The following is a 19,596-nucleotide window of genomic DNA, read 5'->3' as shown; positions in this document are numbered from 1 at the left end:
AGATAGTCACTAACTTCCAGTTTGTGGTAGATCACGCACGACAAGCTGGAAGCGTGTCACTACTGTTGTTTCAGAGAAAAAGTGCGCCGCGAGGCCTCCTCTGGAAAGACGAGCGAAAGCACGGCGGTCCAGCTCTGTGTGGCGACATCGTAGTTCACCTGCGGATCTTTTTCGACCGTGAAGCGCGCGCCGAGTTCCACAGGCTCGCCATCGATTAACTCTGTCAATTGCCAAGTGCCGGGCTGCGACAAACCGGTAATGCACACGATATCCATCGAGGAACGACTCTCCACGGTAAACTGCTGCGTCGCCGCAGTCGCTTTGACGGGATACGTCGCGGGAAACACCTGCGCCTCGCCGTCGAGCTGAAGCTGTTGATTCTGCGCCTCGAAGGCGCTCAACTCCCAACTGTCGGCATGCGTTTCAAGGCGCTGTTTCAAGTCAGCATTCGCTCCATAATACGAGTCGGCGGTGAGCGGAAAGACGTCCAACTCCACTGTAAACTCGATTCGGTCGCCGGCTTTGAGTGTTTTGACTTTCGGGTCTAGTGAGAGCTCTGCGTTGAGAAAAGTCATGGTGCGCTCGGCGACCAGCCAAGGCTTGCTAATCGTCTTCCCCGATAAGTTTGCGGTGAAATCACGCACCACCATACCGCGTGTGCCACGACCGCGGCGATTGGTCTCGGGCTCCATATCGATCAGACTCACCCAAGGCTGCTCACCAGTCAAAGGCACGGCTTCCATCACGCGCCCCCACTCGGCAGCTTTCGGGCTGGCGACTTCGCTCATGCCCAACGCGTTCCCCCAGGCGATTTTTCGCGACTCGACTTCGTTATAATAATCGCTGCCGAGCTGGAACAAGGCGAGCTCATTGAAGGCAAGATCTTCGAGCACGTCCAACTGCACCTTAAAGTAGGAACGATTGATCGAATTACTGCGCGGCAAATAAGTATCGATTTGCAGCTGCATCCGCTCGTCTCTGGAACGTTCCTTAACACGCACATGCGACAAGTTGGGCCCGATCATCTCAAACTCGCGAACGGTCCCTTCCCAAGTGATGTATTTGCCATCCGCATCCACGATCTTGGCGATATCGCCACCGCCGACATTGGTGGTCCAATCGTATTTCTTGCCTTGATTCGAAAGCATTTCAAATGGACGCACGTCAGTGATAAAAGCACGGCGCATCGTGCGTCCGGGCTGTAGGCATAAAGTCTCGCCCCATGATCCAAGCGCCATTTGAGTCCAAAAACCATTATAGCCCCAGCCGACTAAGCTCAATTGGGCCGCGGAAGAAGCGGGCACGCCCTGCCACTGCGCATGGACGACGACATATTGCAGATCCACTTCAGTATGCGGTGCGAGGGTCAAACGCGCGGTTTGATTGATCCATGTGCCCTCGTAAGGGAAAGGCTGTTTGGGCAGCGAATGCCAGTTTTTACTGTTCTGAATCGGAATCCCAGTCTGCTGTCCATCGGCATCCAAAAGCATCGGCACATATCCGGCAATCGGATGGTAGTCGTGGATGAAGCGTAGCGACAAATCAAGCGGCTCACTGGTAGGATTTTCCAATTTCAAATCAAAGCGCGACATTCGATCCAAGTAAGCTTCGTTAAAAGCGGCACCGGTATCATTCTCCCAATTTTGCTTCGGAATCGTGAGCTCCCAAGCGTCCGTCAGTTCCGAATAAGCCACGCTCGGTTCACTCAGCGTGTAATCATTCTGGGCAGCTACCGTGATATGCACCGGATCGGGATCATTGATCGGCTGTGCGCTTTCATCCGCAAAAGACAGTGCTAAGAAGACACGATTCGATTTCACCTTTGCGCTTTGATCGACAGTGAGCGCATCTGCTTTCAAGCGTATGGACAAGTCCAGCGCTTGCTGACTTTCAGGTTCCACAAACCATTCAAAGGTGCAGCGATCGCCCCACGCGCGAATCTCCAGCCATGTTTTCGCCGGCAGTTTGGCCCCATCTGCATTGATTAAATCCAAATCATAAATCGCGACATGCTGAAACCAGGGACCGCTCTCTACGATATGGATCGGTGAATAATTATAATTATCGGCCGGATCTGGCAGTGGTCCACCGACCGCGCGATAGATCTGGCCGTCGACTTCAACATTCAGCGCCAACTCACTCGACGACCAACGCTGGGCCAGCGACGAATAGTCCAAGGTGTCCGCAATCGGATCCCCAACCTGCGTCAAGGTGAGTTGCTCAATCGTCAAACGACGTGGATCGAGCAACATGCCCCACTGCTGACTGCGAAAAGCCAAGCTAGCCGCTTCCTCTCGGAAGCCTTCCAAATAGAGATCGAAGGAGCGGAAGACTTGCATCTGCGGCGGCCCCGCCACCCACGAGAGATGAATCTCATCGGCCTGCTGCGGCATCTGCCACTGCCCCATCGAATCCGTCGATGCGCTGTCCGCATTTGATTTCACATTACATGCAGAGATGAACGCGCTGGCGACGACGACTGCCGCCAGCAGTCCCAATCGCCGAAGTACACAGGTACCCGCTTACAACAGTCTGAAAATCTTTAGTCATATCTATAGCTAATTGGCTTCAACTAACTGGCTGCTCTGCATCACCCAACGATGTGTCAAAGCATTGCCCGCTTCCAGCGCAAGCTCAACAAACGTTTCAGAATTAGGCAAGTATAAGCGAACAGTCTGATCGCGGTGCGAACGGAATGTGGCCTTCACTTGAAAGGGCTCTTGTTGCCACTCCAAGTCCACATCCACGGCAGCACGGGTCCGCATACCAAAGACCTTCCCGGAACCCAGTTCCTCGGGCAAAGCAGGTAGCAGCTTGATAAAATCAGGTCCGGACTGAACCAGCATTTCATAAACCGCCGCGGTCAACCCCATGTTGGCATCAATTTGAAAGGGCGTAGACCGTCCAAAATACCAATCCACTGAAATGCCTGAACCACGGTAATCATTGTGATAGGTAAAAAAGTTTTTGCCGACGCAGGTCTGCGCAATTGTTTCCAAACAGTCAAAAGCACTGGCACCATCCCCCATTCGTGCACGGATGTTGGCCATGTGTGCGAGCGACCATCCGGTCTGATCTTTCAAGCCGACGGTGCCACGCATATCGACTGCTTTCTCAAATGCCGGAAATAGCATCGGGTGCGACTCCTTGGTCACTTCGTAGCCGGGAAAGACCGGATAGATTTGCGACAGGTGGCGGTGTTCGTAGTTGTCCGAATAACGGTGATCCAACCATTCGCGGATGGCGCCGTCTTCGTTGACTTCATACTCCGGCAGCCCTTCCAAGATACACTCCCAACGTTCCCATTGTTTGTCATACAAGGCATAGTTGCGGGCGCCTTTCAGCAGATTTCCTAATAACTCACGGGCAATCGCCACGTCCATCGTCGCGTTCACCGTTAAGCGAGGGTGGATCGATGTCGGCGACTCAATCGCACACGATTCCTTCGGCCAGTTCTCCGGCGAGGTCGAGGGCGCAATGATGACTTTGCCCGCGGCATCGAAGCTGAAATAGTCTTCATAGAACAGCGCGACTTCCCGCATGAACGGAAGCAAACGCTCTTTCAGAAAGGCCTCGTCGTTGGTAAATAAATAGTAGTCGTAAAACAGCTGACACAACCAGCCCGCTCCGGAAATCCAGTTGACAATCCAAGAGCCTCCGTGAGTCGAAAGACCGGTCTCCGGCGACGTCAGCGCGGGGATAAAAATACCGCGGCAACCGTAAAGCTTGCGTGCATTCTCCCGGTAGTCCTCCAGGTTCGACTCGTAGAAGTTAAAGACCCCCAAGGCCTCCTCATTCATACCGCCGGGCAAGGCTTGCCAATAATTCATCAGCAAGTTCTCGTTGATCATAAAGAAGCAATCCCAGGGCGGTGCATAGTCACCATTCCATATGCCCTGCAAGTTTGAAGGCACGGAAGACTCGTCGGAGCTATTGATCAAGAGGTAGCGACCGTAATCGGTCATCTTTTGCAGCAACTCCACCGGCATCGAACCACTGTATGCTTCCAAAAGTAAGCTTTCGTTGGTCTGCCCTTCATCGGCCCCATCAAACTCCACACGGCAGGACTCGAAACGTGGACGGTGCAAGGCCACATGTGCTTCCAAAAGGGCTTCATAATCACCTCCCAGTTGCGTAATCTCCTGTTGCAATCGCTCGATCGCGGCCTCCGCGGCTTCGTAAACATAGACTTTGGCAACGATCAGCACTTGTTGGGCCGACGAGACCACGAGCCCTTGACCGGACTCAGCAACAGCCAAGTCCCCATCAGTCTGCACCCGTGCCACCACGCCGTATTCCGCGCCATCGTAATTGGGATCGGTATAACGGCCCTTTGCGATGATCCATTCTCCCTCGACACTGACGGTGAAATCAATTTCCGGCTCGAACAACTCGCCGCCAAAGCGAATCGCATCCAACAATTCATGCATCTCCAGCCGAAGCTCCCAAAGATTCGAAGAGAGTCCTGAGCCCTGTTGCTCGACGACAATACAGTCATCGGCACGCGAGACGAAACTGCGGCGCATCTGTGGCTGCTCCTGCCACTCCCAATACGTCATCGATTCCGCCTTCGCGAGATCCAGATAGCGCTGGTAGTTCTTGAACCGCGCCTGCGAAATACTGCTAAAGCAAATATCGGCCGCAGGATGATAGACCGCACAGCGCCCTTCTTTGCCCTCTTTCTTCAAGGCATCCCAGTAGAGTTCATTGGCCGCCAAGTCTTCACCTTGGGCCATCAAACGACGGCATTCTTCGAGCAAGCCGGAAATATCCGGCAGATCTGGGACAATGCCGCCATACCACAGACGCTCGTGATTGATCAGAATTCGCTCTTCGCACAAACGCCCGTAAGGCATTGCGCCGAGATGACCATTTCCCAATGGAAAGGCATCGCGCCACCAGCCCGCAGGCTGCGCCATTTTCAAGAGCGACTTCCGCTCATTCCATTCTTTGTTATAATTTTTTAAAGCCATCCCAATAAGATAGTATTATCATTTAAATGTTAGCAGAAACTCATTTAGAATATGCATGCGTTTCAGACAGACTTAAGCGGACTCTTTGAGGAAATCCCCCTCGTCGACATCCCCGGCACAATCCTTACGTGCGCGCAAAACCGTCATCACGATGCCAATGACCCCAATGGCTAAAAGCGCCAAGCCCAACATGGGCGAGCCGAGTAACAGTTTCCCCGTGCCCACCAGCAGTGAGATCACACCGACCAATGAGATCGCCCATGAAACTAGCGTCCGACCGATCGGCTCTGGCTCGACATAGACAACTGTCATCTCTTTGATCACAGGACGCCATCCAAAGGCAAAGGGACGGGCACGCATTGCAAAGCGCTTCAATTGATCCATGTCCTCTGGCTTAGTGAGCAAAGATGCCACCACCGCAGTCAAGCCAACCACGAAGACCATCAAAAACATCCGGGCACCGACTAGATTGGGATCACTGCTCAAAGCCACCCCTTCATCCAATCCGAACAACTTAACAGCCGGCGCATCAAAGGCCTTCACGAAGATCAACAAAATCGTCATGATCCAGCCCACACCCAGCGCGGCGAGCTCGGCTTTACCCGTCGTCCGCCACCACAGCCAGCGCAAGACACCAGGCACCACGCCTGCCGACCCCAGCACGTAGGCCAAAGTCAAGAGTTGCTGAATATTCTCTGCTTGAAATGAGATATAGGCCCCCGCAATCGCCATCAACACAGTCGCAACACGTGCGATCGTTACGTAGTTTTTCTCGGTCGCATTCGGATTTAGGAAGCGACGATAGATATCGTTTACCAAGTAAGAAGAGCCCCAGTTAAACAAGGTGCTGATCGTCGAAATAAAGGCTGCCAGCAGTGCCGCAACCAGTAGACCGCGCAAGCCGACCGGAAGAATCATCACGATCATCCGCGGATAGGCTGCACTCTGATCCGCGACATCGAGATCGGGCAATAAAATCATCGAGCACAGAGCGACCAAGACCCACGGCCAAGCCATGAAGCAGAAATAGACCACCGTGTGTAGCAACTGCGCATAACTCGCATGCTTGGAGTCCTTACTCGCCAGCAGACGCTGCGCTTGGTAGCCGCCACTCAAGCCCACACCGATCCAAAGGAAACCAAAATACCCGATCGCATTCCACATCGACATCTGGCCTTCCCCACTACCAATCTGCGGCGCAATGCTGAGCTGGTTGCCGCCCCAGTCTTTCATCGCAGTGAGTTGCTCCACCATTGAATCAAGCCCGCCCACCGCGCGCACCGAAAGCACAGCCAGTAAAAGTGTGCCCACTGTCGCCAAGATGAATTGAATAAAGTCGGTATAGACCACCCCGAACAGACCGGAAAGTCCGCACATCAAAATCGCCACAGTCACCACGCCAATCGTTACCGCCAACTGTGATTCCGGCGGCAAGCCCATCGCTTCGCGGCCAATGGTTTCCATTGCTTTGATCACCCAAGCCGAAATCAAGGGGCAAATCACAATCGCCCCCCAAGCGCCCGACCAGCCGCGCAAGGCCTTTGCGGGAGCGCCTTCATACCGGGCCTCCATGAATTCGATATCGGTGACAAAGGCCATGCGACGCCACTTGCGCCCGAAATACACCACTGCCAGAGTGGAGCCGATCAAAGGCGCCCAAAACTGCCAAATGTAATGCACCCCGTGGCTGCGCACCAAGGCACTCACCCACAGCGGCGTATCCGCAGCAAAACTCGTCGCGATCATCGAAGTGCCACCAATATACCAGGGCAAGGAGCGACCGGAAACGAAGAAAGAGTCCATATCTTCGCCCCCCTTCTTCGTGAAATACAAACCGACACCGATCAAAGAAAGCAAGATCGCACCGATTACAAGATAGTCTAGGAGTTCAAGGGAATACATAATAATAAGACAAAATGTTAATACTAAACAAAAAGACCGCGGTCGACACAAATCGCAAGAATTTATTCGTAGGCAAATGCGCCGGATCAGGTCTCGGATTTGTGAGGCGATTTCCTAAACAAATACGGACCAAGATGCGTTTCCTATATACTCAGTTTGGAGTCCCGCCTTTAAGGATTGGATTTTAGTTAGCGTAATCATTTAAGACTCGTACTTTTAGGACAATTGCTTCTTTTGTATGAATGAGCGCATCCACCTCTTTGTGTTTACCGTTGTTTTCTAATTTTCCAGCTGCCTTTGAGGAGCTATTTAGCCGTGAGAGTTGCGCTCTGATTTTCGCGCAGCACGGTCCTCGCGGTGGTGGCCAAGCCAAGTTAAATGGCTGGGAATGGTTGATGTCCAGGGTCTACCATGAGTTGGCACGTTCGGGTACTTTCTCGTCTAATACCAAGGCGGTATCCGGAGTGCGCATCTCGGACAGCGCGCTCAGCCAGCGGGCCTTGTCGATTGGCGAGAAGCTGATCGAAGAGATACTGCCTATCGCACTACGTCCGTTAGCCGACCGTGAGCGAGATGTGCAGGCCTTTTATCATGCATATCGGTTGGTGGCCATCGACGGGACTCGTTTCAATTTACGTAATACCGGAACCATTAATGAACAGGCTTCAAAAGTGGCTTGCAACCGCGGTAGCGGTGAACCTGCTTTCGCGCATTTGCTGGCAGTTGTCCTGGTGGAATTGGGTATGCACCAACCTTTGGGCACCCGTTTAGGCTGGCAAGGCGAGGGCGAGTTGACACTCGCGCGGCAACTGTTTGCGGCTCAGGATCTGCCCGAGCGCAGTCTGCTTTTAGCCGACCGACTGTTCGGTTATCCTTCGCTGATCTGGGGACTCTGGTCAATGCTCCGGCGCACACACAGTTACGTTCTGGTTCGGATAAAGTCTAATCTCAAAGCCAAGCGCACGCGGCAACTCGCGGATGGTTCATGGCTAGTCGAAGTCAAAGCGGTTGATCCATCCACACGCAAGAAGGTGGGGGTCCTCGAACTACGTGAGATCTATGGTCGAGTCTGCTATGAAGACCAGAATGGTCACCGTTCGTGTCTTCAAATACGCTTGTGGACGAGTCTGCTCGATGACACCACCAGCCCAGCCACAGAACTGATCGCCCTTTACGCCGCACGCTGGGAGGAAGAGTTATTCTTCCGAGAACTCAAAAGCCACCTGCACGCCCGCGGAGAACTACTTGACGCACTCACTCCGCAAACCGCCGCCCAAGAAGTGCTCGCGATGCTCTTAGCGGCCGCGCTGATCGCCAAGCAGCGCCAAAGCGTCGCTTCTGCCGCAGGCGTTGAGCCCTTGCGCATCAGCTTTGCCAAGGTTTTGCACAAGACAGCCGCACTGTGCGAGCTACTGCAAGTCGGTGCAGACTTGATCACCCCGCAAGCGCTGGCTCAGTGGATACAGCGACTCTTAGATGATCTTATATATGATGCCGTTATTAAAAAACGAAGACCTAGAACTTGCCCCAGAACCCTACGACAACCCACAAAAGACTGGCCAAAAACTAAAGTTGCCCAGTCAAAACGAGTTGTTAAAACTATAGAAGTCACCAATCCTTAAAGACATTGGGCTAAAGCCGTCACTCCGAACCGAGACGAATGATACAAGAACTAGAATTCGAAGTAAATTTACAGCTTACTCTGCCTCAAAGAAGCCTGAACTAGCGACCAAATCGCCAGACTTGACGTTAATAAACCATGCGGTGCTGCCCTCGGGGACTTCTGCCTGCACGATCCAGTTCACACCACGTGGCTCCGGGCGCGCTAGGGGCGTTTCCACCCATTGCCGATCTCCCGTAACGCCTCCATCCACAGTGGAAACCAACACAGCCGCATCCAGCGGCTTACTCGACCTAAAAGTCGCCCGACATGTATCTTTACGTAACGAACTCTTCACTTGTCGACACCACATACCGCCCTCACGCGTCACACTATCGGCGAAGGCATAACTCTCGGGTCGATCCCATGCGGCATTATGACTATGCCCCATATTCGGAACCAGCGAAACCATATAAGGCCCGGGAGTCGCCGCATAATTGGCAGCCTGTATATCCAGCGGAAAATGCTGATCGCCCGGCCATGAATACCACAAGGTCGGCATTGAGGCCTGATTCAAGCGCAAGATCGGATCCCAAACTTGCTGATAAACCTGATTATTTCCCAATGCCCGCCCGTATTGGTTCGCCGCAGTAGCCAAACCGCCACAGCCATAGGTTGGTATGGCAAAGACAAAACGAGCATCGATACCGATCACAGTGCTGGTAATCACGCCGCCCCAGGAGATGCCCATAATGCCTACCTGGTCGGTATCCACTTCCGGCAAAGAACGCAGCAGTGAATGCGCCAGTATCGTATCCGCCACAGCATGATACATCCACTGATCCGTCAGCGCTTCAGACGAGTCGCCATAGATGCCCTGACGCTGAGGTCCCGCCCACTCGTGCGGAGCCCATCCTTTCCCAGCCCGACGACTCGTTTGCCCCTCGACCCCAATCGAGATGGCAACGTACCCACGGGCATTCCAAAGCTCCACCCATTCTTTAAAAGCGGTGCCTCCGCCTCCATGCACCAGCACAATCGCTGGCATCTTCTCCTTGCGCTCCTTGGGAAAGCCAAGCCAGGCAAATACTTTGGTCGCCTGACCTTTCCAATCCAAGGCATCGAAATACACGGCCGCTAAATCGTCTGTAGAATCGAAGCCTTCTGCCAGCCACATTTTTGGCGTATCCGTCAACTCAGACAATGCCTCCACGCTTGCGCGTAGTGCCACAAAATCAAGCGGAGCGCTCGGCACTGCATTCGAGTTTTCAGACGCAGATTCCGACTGACTACGATCGTTCATTTCGGACAGAGTCAGCAAGGCATCTCGGTCTTTATCCATAAGGTCAAAAAGCTTCTGTCTAAAATGAACCTCCTCCGCAAGCGATATCACCCCGTCCCGATTACGATCCAAGGGCTTGATACTACCACGACCTAACTCGGCGTCATTAATCAGACCATTCTTGTCTTTATCGCGCCGCTGAAAACGCTCCTTCCAGTAGTTCTGATATTCCTGCGGCGAAATCAAGCCGTCCTGATTGACGTCCAAGCGCTGATGTAACTTCTTTACATGCGCATCCCCCGAGGCCGCATTTGCCGACAAAAAGCCGACAAACGTGGCCGCTAGGCAGAATCTCAAAAGGGGTATCATTGGGGTGCGATTTTACATTTCGTCGGCGCTAATCGAACCGCTCTGGTCGCGATCGATCTGCTCGAATTGCTCCGCATAAAATTGACGAATCTCGGCCTCGGAAAGTTGACCGTTTTTATCCGTATCCACCGACTTAAAGTGTGGCACATCGAACTCTGCGACACTCAGCATGCCATCATGATTCGCATCCTTTATGGACATCTGCTTCAAAAAGGGGCCGACATATTCTGCCAGTGTAATTTTGCTATCACCATTGGCATCGATACGATCAAAGCGTGACATCGAATCCGCCGCTGCTGTCGCGGCCGCCTGGCCCTTCAACTGAGCATCCGAAGTCGGACCTTTCCACTGCTTCGCACGGGCGGAAGCATGCGCACTCGCCAATGGATCGCCCAAATCACCACCACGTTCAATCATGGTCGGATAGAGCTCATCCCACCAGACATCGTAAGATGCAGCCATGCTCGCGACGAGCTCCGGGTGTGTGCGCGAAAGGTCGTTCTGACAGGCAGGGTCTTCCACTACGTTATACAAAGCCCAATGCCCCATCGGCGTGGTGCCCCAGTGCATTTGCGCGGTGCCGTCGGCATAAGTCGTCTTGGTCAGCCCATTATAAACCGCACGCATCGTCGTGCACTGGCTCTGGAAATCCTCACAAGCGGGATCGCCACAAGGCGCGCTACGCACCAGTAAATAGTCTCCCTTGTGCACACTCACCATCGCATATTTGTGCGACTCCGCGAGGCCACTGGGCCAGCGACCGACATGGTGAAACAGGCTGCGGTCATCATGCCAGCTCATCGCCTCGTCCGACTCCAGTAATGGCAGCAAGCTGTAGCCTTCCAACTCAGACTGTAAATCCTCAGGCACGTCCACCCCGGCCAGCTCACAAAGCGTCGGCAAGACATCCACGTGCGCAGTCAAATTGTCATGTGTTTGTGGCTTCCAATGATTCGGCCAGCGCCAGAAAGACATCGCACGCGAGCCCCCCTCCCAGGTCGTCGCTTTGCAGCCGCGCATACCTGCATTGTAAACATCCAGACCCTCAGTCACGCCGTTGTCGTTCATGAAAATCACAATGGTGTTCTCATCCAAGCCGCGCTCTTCCATGAAGGCCAGCAGTCGGCCGACATTATAGTCCACGTTCTCAATCATCGCAAGATAGGTCGCATGCTTCTCACTCAGACCTTGCTCACGAAAAGGGGCGATAAATTTCTCAGGCGCGCCCAATGGAGTGTGCGGCGAATAGGTTGCCAAGTAGCAGAAGAAGGGCTGATCCCCACTCTCCTCGATAAAGGTCATCGCCTCATCGAAAAAGATATCCTCGCGGAAGCCTTCGCGCTGCGTGCGCTCGCCGTTGCGAATGATCTCGGGATCGAAGTGCTTGCGCGGCCCCATCGGATTGGTCGCCGTCCAGTCAAAACCACGCGCATCGGGCGCATAGCCCCGACTCCCCCCCAAGTGCCATTTACCGATAAACCCGGTCTTGTAACCCGCCGTCTTCAAAAGCTGCGGCAAGGTCGTCGCTTCAATATTCAAATGCTCACGCGGGATCAGTGTATGCGTCACACCATTACGAAACTCATGCATCCCAGTCATCAAGGCCGCACGTGTCGGCGAACAGGAAGGACTCACATAAAAACGATCAAAGCGCACACTTTCATCATGCAAACGATTGGTATTTGGCGTTTGTAAATACGGATGCCCGTGACGCTGCAAGTCACCATAGCCCTGATCATCGGTCAGGATAAATATGATGTTCGGGCTTTTCGGTGCCTCACTAGCAGCAAAGACCGTGACGCGTGCACACAGAGTTAATAAAAAGGCGGTCGCCAGAAGTATTCTTTTGGATGACATAAATTTCATTTGAAAATACGGGATAAATGTTAATACTATCAACTTGCAATTCATACAGTCAAGACAGAACCTCTGCTTATTCATGCACATCGACTTCAAACTAAAGACCGCACTCAGTGCCCTTGTGTTCCTATTCGCCGCAAGCGGCCCAGCTCTCGGCAACGCGACGGTCAAGCGAGCCGTCGAATCCGCCCCCCTGAGACAAGCCCCCAATGTGCTCATTATTCTGACCGACGACCAAGGCCTCTCGGACCTGGGCTTCTATGGCAATCCCTCCCTCGAAACGCCAAACTTGGACGCCTTTGCGCACAGTAGCGTGCGCTTGGAGGACTTCATGGCCTCGCCGACTTGCTCCCCGACCCGGGCGGCATTGATGAGCGGACAACACGAATTTAAAGTCGGGATCACCCACACCATCAGCGGCCGCAGCCTGCTCAAGCCTGACGTGCCCACACTGTCCGCTCACCTGCAAGCATCCGGCTATCGCACAGGAATCTTTGGAAAATGGCATCTGGGAGAAACCTTTCCCAGTCGCCCCGAAGACCGCGGCTTTGATGAAGTCTTTATCCACCTAGGTGGCGGCATCGGACAAACCCCGGATTATTGGGGCAATCAATACTTCGACCCCATGATCCAACACAATGGCAAGTGGGTGCCGACAACAGGCTACTGCACGGGCATCTTTACCAACGCCGCCTGGCAGTGGATCCAGTCATCCGAGCCAGAGCCTTGGTTTGCATACATCGCCTACAATGCACCACACACACCACTACAAATCCACGAAGAGCTGGCCCAAAAATATCTGGATAAAGGGCTGCCCGAATCCCAGGCGCGTTTCTACGCCATGATCGATGACCTCGACCGCGAGGTCGGCGAACTGCTGCAGAAATTGGACGACGAGGGCTTGGCAGATAATACCATCGTCATCTTCATGGGCGACAACGGCAGCGCCAAAGGTGGTCGCCCGCAAGAGATGGAATACAACGCCGGTTTACGCGGCACCAAGGCGAGCCCCTACCAAGGCGGCGTGCGCGTGCCCTGTTTCATTCGCTGGCCCGCTGGTGGCATCGAGGGTGGTCGCGCGGTGGAGCAATTAACGGGTATCAGCGATCTCTTCCCCACCCTGGCTGAGCTGACAGGCTTCCCGCTGCCGGACAGCACCGCAGTCGACGGACGCTCTCTTCAGCCCTTGTTGCAAAACAAGTCACTCAAGAATTGGCCCGACCGCAGCATCGTCACCCACGTCGGTCGCTGGGCCAACCACAGCCCACTCGACGAGTGCAAATATCCCGGCAGCGCCATCCGCAATGAACGCTTTGCGCTGGTTGAGGGCCGGGCGCTCTACGATCTGGAAAACGACCGTGGCCAAGAAAACGACGTCTCCAAAGAGTATCCGGAGGTGTATGCCCCCCTGCAAAAACAGTATGACCAATGGTGGGACTCCCTGCAATCCGAGCTGGAAACCGTGCCCCCGATCATGGTCGGCAGTCCCGAGCAGCCAGTCGCTGATTTGACCTGCATGGACTGGGGCGCCTCTCGACTTAAAGACAGCCACGGTTATTATCCCCCCTGGAATCAGGGCTACGTTCGCAGCATTCTTGCCGCGGAGCCGTTGAAAAACATCACGCCCGTCGGCGCTTGGCAGCTGCAGTTCCTGCGTTCGGGTAACTATCGTATCACTTTGCGCAATCTGCCTCCCGAAGCGCCGGCCAGTGAAGCACGCATTCTGGCCAATCAAGCGACGCTGCAACTGGGCGAGCAAACATGGACACAAGCGATTCCCGCCGGTCAACGCGCGGTCCACTTTGAACTCCCCATCGAGGCAGGCATCACCACACTGGAAAGTCTCTTCGAATACGCCGGCAACAAGCGCCCTGCGCATGGTGCCTTCTATGTCAGTGTTGAATATCTCGATTCCCTTTAAGTCATGACACGCCCAAACATCATTCACATCCTGGTCGACGACCTCGGCTACGGCGACTTCAGCTTCTTCAACAAAGGCCTCAGCGAGACCCCTTTCCTGGATCAATTCCTGCAAGAGAGCCTCTGCCTCACGCAGCACTATACCAGCTCCCCAGTCTGCAATCCCTCGCGGGCCTCCCTGCTCACCGGTCGCTACCCGCACCGCACGGGCTCGATTGACACGCTGGAATGGCGCGGCCTGGAACGGCTCGACCTCAATGAAGTCACCATCGCCGACATGTTGCGCAATGCCGGCTACCGCACTGGCCTGATCGGGAAATGGCACCTCGGCGCATTCGACCCGCGCTACAAGCCGGAAAAGCGCGGCTTCGACGAAGCCATCTGCTTCCGTGGTGGCATGCACGACTACTACGACTGGCGCCTCGAATCCGGCAACCGCGTCATCCGCACCGACGGTCGCTATTTGACCGATTACTGGACCGACGAGGCCGTCGACTTTCTCCAACGCGCCCCCAAGAACGATCCCTTTTACTTACACCTCACCTACAACGCGCCGCACACTCCCCTGCAGGCGCCAGAGGAAGACATGGCCGTTTTCCGCGACCGCAACGACCTCAGCGAAGCGGTCAAAACGCTCTACGCCATGATCCGCCGTCTCGACCGCAACATCGGGCGACTGCTGGAAAATGTCGACAAGCTCGGGCTGCGTGAAAACACCCTCATCATTTTTTCCAGCGACAACGGCCCGCAATTCGGCAACGAAGCCGGCAGCTCGTTGGACCGCTTCAATTGCCAGCTCCACGGCTCCAAAGGCTCCACCTACGAAGGCGGCATTCGCGTGCCCGCCATCATGCGCTGGCCCGCCGGACTCGATCCCAAAGAAACCTGCGGCGACGCCTTTTTCCACATGACGGATTGGCTGCCGACCATCCTGAGCCTGGCCGGAATCGACAATCCCAAAGGCGTCAAACTCGACGGCGTCGATCAAAGCGCCGTGCTGCGTGGCGAAGTGCCCGCCCACAATCCTCAACGTTGCTGGCAGTGGAACCGTTACACCCCGCTCATCGAATACAATGCCGCCATCCGCGACGGCGACTGGAAACTCGTGCGCCCCTTCGTGCCCGAAGCCTTCGAAGTGCCCGACATCAAATGGCTCAACGTCTCCATGTATGAGCCCGAGCACTTTATTAAAAACGGCATCATCACCGATCCCGATCCCGAGGTCGCCCTCCCCACGCCGCCCCCGGTCGAGCTCTACAATTTAAAAGACGATCCCAACGAAGCAAACAACCTCGCCTTCTACCGCCCCCAACGCGTGCAAAAAATGGAATCCGAGCTACTCGCCTGGTTCGAAGACGTGTGTGAAGACTACGCCAAGACACGCCGTGACTAGAGAACATGAATCGTAGCGAACCTGCGCCAGCAAGGTCCACCGAAGCTCGGAGCCCGTCGACGACAGACGTGACTGGCGTCACATCGCTACAAGAGAATATGAATCGTAGCGAACTTGCGCTAGCAAGGTCCACCGAAGCCCGTAGCCATCGACGACAGACGTGACCAGCGTCACATCGCTACAAGAGAACATAAATCGTAGCGAACTTGCGCTAGCAAGGTCCACCAAAGCTCGAAGCCCGTCGACGACAGACGTGACTGGCGTCACATCGCTACCAGAGAATCTAAATCGTAGCGAACTTGCGCCAGCAAGGTCCACCAAAGCTCGAAGCCCGTCGACGACAGACGTGACCAGCGTCACATCGCTACAAGAGAACATAAATCGTAGCGAACTTGCGCTAGCAAGGTCCACCAAAGCTCGAAGCCCGTCGACGACAGACGTGACTGGCGTCACATCGCTACCAGAGAATCTAAATCGTAGCGAACTTGCGCCAGCAAGGTCCACCAAAGCTCGAAGCCCGTCGACGACAGACGTGACCAGCGTCACATCGCTACAAGAGAACATAAATCGTAGCGAACTTGCGCTAGCAAGGTCCACCAAAGCTCGAAGCCCGTCGACGACAGACGTGACTAACGTCACATCGCGACCAAAGAATGTGCCTCGTCAAAATGACGGATGCCGTGATTTTCATAACTAACTGATTAACACTGACTGGCTTCCGTTTTCCGTTTTCTGACCTCTGACTTAAGCTTCATCGAAACCCCATTCAGAAGGTTCTACAACTCCCAGGTCGCCCCAGCATTTTGGCTATACAATTTATACTGATACGTGGTCAAATCCAATTGCTGCAACAGTTCCGCCAAGGTCAGTTCTTCGCTCTTCATTTCCCCCTAGTTGGCAAAATAACTAATGGTCCTCGACCTTCTTCTTCAGCTTTTTAGGGTAGTTTGCCTTTGAAAGTGACTCCATCGGATCGCCTAGGCTGTCCATGCGATCCTCGAGTGATTGAATCATCATCTGCAGTTGTTCAGCGTATTCAGGATTCTGAGACAAATCATGCATCTCCTGCGGATCTTTCTCTAGATTGAAGAGTTTCACCTTCTTCAACTTAGGATAGGCAATCAGCTTCCAGTCATCCTGCAGCAACATGCGTTGGGTATCAATGTAAGCACCGTAGATCGAATCGTGAATTTGTTCGACGCTACCATCCAACAAGGGAAGCACGCTCTTGAAATCGATATCTTCGGGCACCTCTCCGCCGATGTCTAAGGCAGTCGCCATCGCATCCTGTATGTAAATGGGGGTGTCCAATTTTTGACCGGATTTCACCCCCGGCCCCCACACGATAAACGGTGCGGCCATGGCATCCTCATACATGTTCTGCTTCCCCACCAGGCCATGATGGCCCAGCGACAGTCCATGGTCTGATGTAAAGATAATCCAGGTATTATCCGCCTTACCGGATGCATCCAGCGCAGCAAGAATTCGCCCGATCTGCTCATCCATATGCGTAATCAGCGCATAATACTCCTGACGATTCACTTTCACCGCATACTCCGTTCGCGGAAAGGGCATCAATTTCTCGTCACGAATAATTGGCACTCCCTTATTACCTTGATCCGCATATTGAGGCACAAAGTTCTCGGGCACTTGGATCCGTTCCAATGGGTAGCGCTCGATATATTCCTTCGGTGCTTGGCGCGGATCATGCGGCGCATTAAAGGCCAAATACATAAAGAACGGACGCTCTTTCTTGGCTGCCATTTCGATGAAACCGACACCTTCATCCGCCAAGACCTCGCTCCAGTGCTTGCCCCCCTGCCAATAGCCACCCTTGCTGGTATCCCAAGGCTTCCAGCCCTGCTCATAATCCGCGGCATTCTTAGGGCGGTTATAACCGCTGGGGGTTTGCTTCGGCATACCAGCGCGCACAGTGCCTGTGTGATCAAAGACCTTCGGCACACTCACCTCCGGCACATGCCACTTGCCCGACATGTAGGTTTCGTAGCCTCGTTCAGCCATCAGCTGAGACCAGCTTTGAAGCTCTCCCTTCCCAATGGCTTGGCTGGCCGCTTCTGCCTGCCAAATAAATCGACCTGAATTCATGGATGAGCGACTGGCGCGACAGATGGCGCCCGTCCAGGCACCCATATTGTAGGCCTTGCTAAAGCTCGTGCCCTCATTTGCCAGGCGATCCAGATTCGGCGTATCGATATCAATCAGACCATAGGCTCCGATCGCCTCATACACTTGATCGTCTGAAAAAATAAACAGGACGTTTGGCTTTGTCTCCTCAGCCTGAGCAACGAGCAAAAGGGATACAAAGGACAGAGTCCGAACTATTGTAGATTTTATGTTCATCAATTTACAAAGTAGAACAACTATTTAACAGCCACGGTTGGACTGTAGTGCAAATAGCCATTCACATCGATGATCATAAAGCAGTAAGCCTTGATCCCCTCAGGAATATTCGCACGCACGCTGTAGCCGTCGGCACTGATGCTGGCGGGTTCGCGCATACCTGGAAGTTCGATATCGCTGGGCTTACTTTCGAAATTCCGGTCCCGATGCTTCTGCCCCGGATTTTCCGGCCGATATATCACATAGGCTTTTTCAATGGCTGGCCCGGAAGACTTGGTTGAGAGTGTCGCTTGACGACTACCACGGTCAAATTTGGAATCCCCTAAGTCCGCAGAGGGCGTCTTTTTATCTGTGTAATCCGGATTCAAATAAGGCCCCTCCGCATGATTGGCAGCGAGTTCGACTTCCAAGATGGCCCCCAGACGCTCGACGACTGAACTGTATTCCGGATTCTGCGCCAGATCGTTCATCTCTTCGTAGTCCTTGCGCTGACCATTTTCCTCTAATTGATACAGCTCGTAGTCGTTGGTGAAATACCGCTTATACAATTTAAAATCACCGCTGCGAATCGCAGATTTCATGCTCCTCATGCTGTTGTGCGGGAAGTGCCAGAACAAATAATCGCGCGCCTTCCCCGATGCATCGAGCACCTGCCTGGATTTGCCTTGCAGGACCGGCGTAATATCGAGCCCGCTGAGTTCTTTCGCGTCTTTTGCTGCGATTTTTGCATCCGTCAAATTCAGGATGGTGGGGAAATAATCGAGTTGATTGATGAGGCCGTCAAATTGACTGCCTTGTGGAATCCCGGGCCCGGCAATCACCATGGGCACCCGCACGCCGCCCTCTTCGGAATGCTTTTTACCATATTTCAAGGGCGCGTTATCAGAAATAATTTCTTTGCCGTGCGTTTCCACGCCACCATTATCCGACGAGAAAAAGATATATGTCGTCTCGATCAACTTCTTTCCTGGATTGCGAGGATCGTCAGTCTTTTCGAGGTAGTCCACGATACGCCCGAGACTCCAGTCGACTGTGGTCACCATGGCGGCGAAATAAGGGTTCTGCTGCCCTGGCAAGGTCATGTCACCGGGTTTGGGCGGAAAGGGCTGACCAAATTTGTCGCAGTAATATTCGAGCAGCTCACCGTTGCGGGTTAAGACCGGCCAGTGAACCATCCAATGGCAGAGATTCAGGAAGAATGGTTGCTCGCCGCTCTCGTCGATGAATTTTAAGGCCGACTCGGTTACTTCATCGTAGGGATAGGAAATGCCTTCGGGCTTCTTATCACTGAACGGGGGATATTTCTCCTTGCTGAGTGGATACTGCTTATCCTTGGCCGTCGCAAAATCCTTGGTGCGATCCCCCATGCCGCGATGGGGACCACGGTCCTGATTGACCACATCAAAGCCGTAGCTGGCAGCGTTCAGTCCGACGTGCCATTTGCCGGAGTGCCCCGTGCGGTAGCCGTTGGCCTTCAATGCGTCCGCCAAAGTTAAAATGTTGAGGTCCAAATGCCCCTGCAGATAAGGCTCCAGCAAGGGATCGCTCTTTTTACCGCTGGTTAATGCGCCCAAGCTGACATGCGTCAGACCAATCTTAGCGGGATGCTGTCCAGTAATAATCCCCGCACGCGAGGGCGAACAAGTCGGTGCGGGCGAATAACCCTGCGTGAAGTTCATACCGGCTTCAGCCAGCTTCACAATATTGGGCGTTTCAAAAGCGCAAGGGTCATCCACATCATTGAGCTGCACATCCTGCCAGCCCAGGTCATCCACATAAAAGATGATGATATTAGGCCGCGGCGCGGCAGTTAGCGTTGTCGTCAAAAGCGCGAGCCAAAGGCCGCACAGACATAGAATCAAATGCTTAGATTTCATAACTTTATGCTTTTTAGACACCAGCGCGCAGATGTGCCCGAGTCTTGGGAAGAATTGGA

At 53.9% G+C, this 19,596-nt stretch carries 11 protein-coding genes; 3 read left to right on the top strand and 8 right to left on the bottom strand.

The genetic code is table 11. The features are described 5' to 3' along the window. Positions 1–59 precede the first annotated feature (59 nt). From SH580_RS00615 to SH580_RS00605, 3 genes are all read right to left on the bottom strand, one after another. On the bottom strand, positions 60–2,444 hold the full coding sequence (locus tag SH580_RS00615; protein ID WP_319833065.1) for a hypothetical protein: 2,385 nt from the start codon (positions 2,442–2,444) through the stop codon (positions 60–62). Between the two features lie 114 nt (positions 2,445–2,558). Further along, a complete protein-coding gene (locus SH580_RS00610) occupies positions 2,559–4,973 on the bottom strand; it encodes a glycosyl hydrolase family 95 catalytic domain-containing protein (RefSeq protein ID WP_319833064.1) in 2,415 nt (804 codons plus the stop codon). A gap of 72 nt (positions 4,974–5,045) precedes the next feature. Beyond that, positions 5,046–6,875, bottom strand: a complete 1,830-nt coding sequence (locus SH580_RS00605; RefSeq protein WP_319833063.1) for a sodium:solute symporter family transporter — start codon at positions 6,873–6,875, stop codon at positions 5,046–5,048. A gap of 242 nt (positions 6,876–7,117) precedes the next feature. Between SH580_RS00605 and SH580_RS00600 the strand changes: the two genes are divergently transcribed. Beyond that, positions 7,118–8,497: an IS4 family transposase gene (locus SH580_RS00600; RefSeq protein WP_319831254.1), complete on the top strand. Its 1,380-nt coding sequence runs from the start codon at positions 7,118–7,120 to the stop codon at positions 8,495–8,497. A 75-nt stretch (positions 8,498–8,572) separates the two neighbouring features. On the opposite strand, the gene SH580_RS00595 is transcribed toward SH580_RS00600, so the two are convergent. Further along, entirely contained in the window at positions 8,573–10,114 is a 1,542-nt protein-coding gene (locus tag SH580_RS00595) for an acetylxylan esterase (protein WP_319833062.1), read from the bottom strand. Positions 10,115–10,138: 24 nt separating this feature from the next. Continuing rightward, positions 10,139–11,983, bottom strand: a complete 1,845-nt coding sequence (locus SH580_RS00590; protein WP_319833061.1) for a sulfatase-like hydrolase/transferase — start codon at positions 11,981–11,983, stop codon at positions 10,139–10,141. Between the two features lie 82 nt (positions 11,984–12,065). Here SH580_RS00590 and SH580_RS00585 point away from each other — a divergent pair, with 82 nt between their 5' ends. Continuing rightward, the gene (locus tag SH580_RS00585; RefSeq protein WP_319833060.1) at positions 12,066–13,907 is read left to right on the top strand and encodes an arylsulfatase; all 1,842 of its coding nucleotides are present in this window, start codon (positions 12,066–12,068) and stop codon (positions 13,905–13,907) included. A gap of 3 nt (positions 13,908–13,910) precedes the next feature. Beyond that, positions 13,911–15,299 carry a sulfatase-like hydrolase/transferase gene (locus SH580_RS00580; protein ID WP_319833059.1) on the top strand — a complete coding sequence of 463 codons (1,389 nt, stop codon included), beginning with the start codon at positions 13,911–13,913 and terminating at the stop codon, positions 15,297–15,299. Between the two features lie 78 nt (positions 15,300–15,377). Here the strand turns inward: SH580_RS00580 and SH580_RS00575 are convergent, their stop codons facing one another. The 3 genes from SH580_RS00575 to SH580_RS00565 form a co-directional block, all read right to left on the bottom strand. Next, on the bottom strand, positions 15,378–15,863 hold the full coding sequence (locus SH580_RS00575) for a hypothetical protein (protein WP_319833058.1): 486 nt from the start codon (positions 15,861–15,863) through the stop codon (positions 15,378–15,380). A gap of 342 nt (positions 15,864–16,205) precedes the next feature. Beyond that, positions 16,206–17,660 carry a sulfatase family protein gene (locus SH580_RS00570; RefSeq protein WP_319833057.1) on the bottom strand — a complete coding sequence of 485 codons (1,455 nt, stop codon included), beginning with the start codon at positions 17,658–17,660 and terminating at the stop codon, positions 16,206–16,208. Positions 17,661–17,680: 20 nt separating this feature from the next. After that, positions 17,681–19,537: a sulfatase gene (locus SH580_RS00565; RefSeq protein ID WP_319833056.1), complete on the bottom strand. Its 1,857-nt coding sequence runs from the start codon at positions 19,535–19,537 to the stop codon at positions 17,681–17,683. Positions 19,538–19,596: the final 59 nt, after the last annotated feature.

It is taken from the genome of Coraliomargarita algicola, from assembly GCF_033878955.1.
Lineage (GTDB): Bacteria > Verrucomicrobiota > Verrucomicrobiia > Opitutales > Coraliomargaritaceae > Thalassobacterium > Thalassobacterium algicola.
Note: the sequence above shows the minus strand (reverse complement) of the source record. Positions and strands in the feature narration are given on the sequence as shown.